Origin of the sequence: Streptomyces swartbergensis, assembly GCF_002148965.1 — a bacterium.
In the GTDB taxonomy this organism is placed as follows: domain Bacteria; phylum Actinomycetota; class Actinomycetes; order Streptomycetales; family Streptomycetaceae; genus Streptomyces; species Streptomyces swartbergensis.
The window spans coordinates 1-4,729 of record NZ_NGFN01000500.1 but is presented as its reverse complement, the minus strand read 5'-3'; the positions used below and the strand labels follow the sequence as shown (position 1 = coordinate 4,729).

Genomic DNA, 4,729 nt, shown 5'->3' with positions numbered 1-4,729 from the left:
CCCCGGTCTCCCACCGCCCCCGCCGCCGAGGCGAAGCGGTCGTCGAGGGAATCGGGTGCGGGTGCGGGGCCCGTGTCGCCGGTGGAGTCGTCGTACAACTGCCCCCACCAGTCGTCCTCGGGACCGGTGGGCCTTCCCCCCTGCTGGCTCATGCCCCTAATTGTCCACCGCCCGGGCCGGATGAAAACGGGGCTTGTGGAAAAAACGGCCTTCCGCGACCCCGTGAACGGCACGTCGAGTGAGCCGTAGAACGGTCATGCGATATGAGGGCGTCATGCGGGCGTACCGGCGACCGCGACCGGCTGGCCTGCGGGTCCGGACCACGACCACGCTTCGGACCTGCGTCTTCTCCCGTGTTCCGGCAGGCTGGTCAGATGGGAGTGTGGGACCTCCTGCTGGTCGGGCTGGTCATCCTGCTCGGTCTGTACGGAGTGCTGCTGCCCGCGGTGCCCGGGTCGTTGCTGGTGTGGGCCGCGGTCATGTGGTGGGCCCTGAAGGATCCGCAGCCGGTCGCGTGGTGGGTCCTGGTGGGAGCCACGGTCCTGATGTTCGTCTCCCAGGGCGTGCGCTGGGCCCTGCCACCCCGGCGGCTGCGGGCGAGCGGCGCCACCCATCGCATGCTGTCCTACGCCGGAGCGGGATCCACCCTCGGCTTCGTCCTGCTCCCCGTGCTCGGCTCGATCCCCGGCTTCCTCGGCGGCATCTACCTCGCCGAACGCCTACGCCTCGGCCGCCACGCCGAGGCCGTCGCGGCCCTGCGCACGGCGATGCGCGCGGGCGGCTCCAGCGTGCTGGTGGAACTGTTCACCTGTCAGCTGATCGCGGCGGCATGGGTGGGGGCCGTCTTCGGGGCGTGAGAACACCCCGGAACACACCTTGAGAACGGCCCCCGGCGCACCTCGGCGCCTACAGCACACCCTCGTGCGTCAGCAGCCGTACCTTGCGCTCCAGGCCGCCCGCATAGCCGGTCAGTGTCCCGTCCGCGCCGATCACCCGGTGGCACGGGCGGACGACCAGCAGCGGATTGGCGCCGATCGCCCCGCCCACGGCCCGTAGGGCCGCCCTGGACGCTCCGATGCGTGCGGCGATCTCACCGTAGGTCACGGTCGAGCCGTACGGGATGTCGTCCAGCGCGGCCCAGACCCTCTCCCGGAAGGCGGAGCCGTCGGTGCGCCACGTCAGCCGGAACTCCTTCAGTTCCCCGGCGAAGTAGGCGGCGAGCTGCTCCCCGGCCTCGCGGAAGGGCCCCCGGTCGCGCCGCCAGTCGTCCCGCACCTCGCGTCCGCCCTTCTGCCCGGGCACGGACAGCGAGGTCAGCGCGCCGTCCGGGGCGGCGGTCAGGAGCAGCGGCCCGAGCGGGGAGGCCACGGTCGTCCAGTACGTCGAGGTCATCACAACTCCCACTTCCCTGCTGCGCGCAGGTGGTTCAGGGCGTACGAGCGCCAGGGGCGCCAGCTGTCGGGGACGTCGGCGCCGGGTGGGGCCACGTCCGGGTCGCCGAGGCCCCGGGTGCGGATCTTGGTGATCGTGCGGGCGTCCAGGCCGGGCACGGCACGCAGGGCGTCCTGCGCGTCGTCCCGGTCGGCGCCGGGGTCCAGGCGTACGGCGTGGTCGGCTAGGGCGGCGGTGAGCGCGCCGAGGGTGCCGCCGGGTTCGGCGCCGGCGAGGACGGCCGGCTCGGGGAAGAGGTGGGTGAGGCTGCCGCAGGGGGCGTCGAGGGCCTTGCCGTAGCGCCGCACGAGCCGTTCCGCCTCCGTCCGGCCGACCAGTGCGCGGACCGCGAGTTCCTCCGGGTCGGCGGTGCCCGGCGAGCGCAGGCCGGGCCGGGCGGCGACCAGGGGGGCGAGCACCGGGTCGGTGCCGAGGCGCTCGTCGACGGCGTAGGGGTCGGCGTCGAGGTCGAACTGGCGCCGCAGCCGCTGCACGGCGGTGGTGAGGTCGCGGGGGTCGGTGAGGTGCAGCCGGGCGTCGAGCCAGCCGCCCGGGTGGGCGCCGGATCCGGTCCGGGCGGTGCCGGGGCGTTCGTCGACGGCGACGATGCCGGTGCCGTACGGGAGGCGGAGCGTGCGCCGGTAGGTGCGCGCGCCGGGTGGGCCACCGACCTCTTCGACGCCGGGCACGGCCTCGCGTTCCAGCAGGTCGAAGACGGGGCCGGCCTGGTACGGGCCGCGGTGGGCGAGCCGTAGCGGGATCCCGGCGTTCGGGGTGGCCGTACGACGGGCCCGGCCGTTCTTCGGCGCTGCGGCGGCGCGCAGCTCGCTCGGGGTCGAGGCGTACACGGCCCGGACGGTGTCGTTGAACTGCCGCACGCTGGCGAAGCCCGACGCGAACGCGATCTCGGTGATCGGCAGGTCGGTGGTCTGCACCAGGACGCGCGCGGTGTGGGCCCGCTGGGCCCGGGCGAGGGCGACCGGCCCGGCGCCGAGCTCCGCGGTGAGCTGCCGCTGCACCTGCCGTGCGCTGTAGCCGAGCCGTCCGGCGAGCCCGGCGACGCCCTCCCGGTCGACCACGCCGTCGGCGATCAGCCGCATGGCCCGGCCCACCACGTCCGCGCGGACATTCCACTCGGCGGAGCCGGGCACGGCGTCCGGGCGGCACCGCCGGCAGGCCCGGAAGCCCGAGCCCTGCGCGGCGGCGGCCGTGGCGAAGAACCGCACGTTGGCCCGCTTCGGGGTGACGGCGGGGCAGCTCGGCCGGCAGTAGATGCCGGTCGTCTCGACGGCGAAGAAGAAGGCGCCGTCGAAACGCCCGTCACGACTGCGTACCGCTTCGTACCTGGGGTCTTCCCCCGGGTCTTCGTCCCTTGTTTCGTCGTCCTTCACGGTGTCCAGTCTCCGCCGTCGACGGTGCTGCCGCTGGCGGAAATCGGACACGGCGCTTCGGGCACGGGCTTCGGACACGGGTTTCGGACACCGGGCGGCTACGAACGCCAATGCGGTCCGCGCTTCGCCTCCATCGCGGCCTTCCCGATCGCCCCCTTCCGCTTCCAGTCCTTGCGGATCTCCGCCCGGAGCCGGGCATCCGTCTTGGCGACGATGCGCTGGTTCTCCCGCAGGAGCTTGCGGTAGCTGTGCAGCCGCCGCTCCGGCAGGTCGCCGTCCTCGACGGCGGCCAGCACGGCACACCCCGGCTCGGCCTCGTGGGCGCAGTCGTGGAAGCGGCACCGCTCGGCCAGTTCCTCGATCTCGGAGAACACCTGCCCGACGCCGCTCTCGGCGTCCCACAGCCCGACGCCCCGTAGTCCGGGCGTGTCGATCAGGACGCCCCCGCCGGGCAGCGCGAGCAGATTGCGGGTGGTCGTGGTGTGCCGGCCCTTGCCGTCGACGTCCCGGGTGGCCTGGACGGTCATGACGTCCTCGCCGAGCAGCGCGTTGGCGAGGGTCGACTTGCCCGCGCCGGACTGCCCGAGCAGCACGGACGTACCGCCGCCGACGATCGCCGCGACCACGTCCAGTCCGGCCCCGTCGACGGAGCTGACCGGCACCACCGGCACGCCGGGCGCGCTGGTCTCCACGTCCTGGACGAGGTGGGCGACGGTCGCGGCGTCCGGCATGAGGTCGGCCTTGGTGAGGACGACGACGGGCTGCGCCCCGGACTCCCAGGCGAGCGCGAGGAACCGTTCGATGCGGCCGAGGTCGAGCTCGGTGGCGAGGGACACGGCGACGATGGCGTGGTCGACGTTGGCCGCGAGGATCTGCCCCTCGGACCGCTTGGAGGAGGTGGAGCGGACGAACGCGGTACGGCGCGGCAGGTACGCGCGGACGTAGCGCGGGTTTCCGCCGGGTTCGACGGCGACCCAGTCGCCGGTGCAGACGACCCGCAGGGGGTCGTGCGGGGTGACGAACGCCGTGTCGGCGCGCAGCACCCCGCCGGCGGTGACGACGTCGCACTGTCCGCGGTCGACCCGGATCACGCGTCCGGGCAGCAGTCCTTCGGCGGCGTACGGGGCGAACTCGTCCGCCCATGCGTCGTCCCAGCCATAGGGGGCGAGCGCGGAGGAAACGGATGAGGCAGAGCTGGCAGTCAAGGGTGACCCTTCCCAGGTCGGCCCCCGGCCCGACAGTCGGTCGGATCAGCCGGTGGCCGCGGAGGTGGACTTGATGGATTCCTGGATGCGGGCAGCGCCCGTCGCAATGACAGCCATCGGTCAACACCTCCTCGATCCTCGACTCTTGGTGATCCCCCGACTCTTCGGGGAACCGCCGTCACGGTATCCCGTCACGGCCGAGGCGCGTCAACTGCTTTTCGCGCAGTCCTGGCCGTTCAGCGTGAAGTCGTACGGCGGGGAGTTCTTGCCGCGCCAGGAGGCGAGGAAGCCGAGGGCCAGGTCGCCGCCCGCGGGGACCGACTTGTTGTAGTCGGCGGCGGTGGCGGTGACGCGGGAGCCGTCCTGGGAGACGGAGGCGTCCCACATCTGGCCGACGTGCTGGCCGTCGCGGAAGGACCAGGACACGCGCCAGGAGTCGAGGGACTTGCTGCTGGTGACGGTGACGGTGGCCTGGAAGCCGTCAGGCCACTGGTTGACCAGGTCGTACTCGACCCGGCAGACGGGGCTCTCGCTCTCGCCGTCTTCCGTGGGAGAGACCGTGGGAGACGRCGTGCCCTGCGGCTCGGTGTGGCGGTTCCTGTCCTCCGGTTTGCSRGGCTTCTCCGACTTGCTCCTGTCCTCGGTGGCTTCGCCGGCCGGCTTCGAGGTCGCGGGAGGCAGGGTGGGGGCTGACGGCAGGGG

At 73.2% G+C, this 4,729-nt stretch carries 5 protein-coding genes; 1 reads left to right on the top strand and 4 read right to left on the bottom strand.

Translation table 11 applies throughout. The features are described from left to right. Window positions 1–374: 374 nt before the first annotated feature. Window positions 375–857: a DUF456 domain-containing protein gene (locus CA983_RS40960; RefSeq protein ID WP_086605744.1), complete on the top strand. Its 483-nt coding sequence runs from the start codon at window positions 375–377 to the stop codon at window positions 855–857. Window positions 858–906: 49 nt separating this feature from the next. Here CA983_RS40960 and CA983_RS40955 read toward each other — a convergent pair whose 3' ends face one another. The 4 genes from CA983_RS40955 to CA983_RS40940 all read right to left on the bottom strand — a co-directional run. Further along, window positions 907–1,392 carry a methylated-DNA--[protein]-cysteine S-methyltransferase gene (locus tag CA983_RS40955; RefSeq protein ID WP_086605742.1) on the bottom strand — a complete coding sequence of 162 codons (486 nt, stop codon included), beginning with the start codon at window positions 1,390–1,392 and terminating at the stop codon, window positions 907–909. Next, a complete protein-coding gene (locus CA983_RS40950) occupies window positions 1,392–2,822 on the bottom strand; it encodes a DNA-3-methyladenine glycosylase 2 family protein (RefSeq protein WP_208637157.1) in 1,431 nt (476 codons plus the stop codon). Before CA983_RS40950 ends, CA983_RS40955 begins: the two co-directional genes overlap by 1 nt. Window positions 2,823–2,920: 98 nt before the next feature. Then, window positions 2,921–4,027, bottom strand: a complete 1,107-nt coding sequence (rsgA, locus tag CA983_RS40945; protein WP_086605741.1) for a ribosome small subunit-dependent GTPase A — start codon at window positions 4,025–4,027, stop codon at window positions 2,921–2,923. 207 nt (window positions 4,028–4,234) lie between these two features. Beyond that, a partial coding sequence (locus tag CA983_RS40940; protein ID WP_208637156.1) for a cellulose-binding domain-containing protein occupies window positions 4,235–4,729 on the bottom strand: 495 nt, incomplete at its 5' end.

What these genes read in the sequence shown, in the direction of transcription:
- CA983_RS40960 (WP_086605744.1), top strand. Translation starts at nt 375, where the DNA reads ATGGGAGTGTGGGACCTCCTGCTGGTCGGGCTGGTCATCCTGCTCGGT.
- CA983_RS40955 (WP_086605742.1), bottom strand. Translation starts at nt 1,392, where the DNA reads ATGACCTCGACGTACTGGACGACCGTGGCCTCCCCGCTCGGGCCGCTG.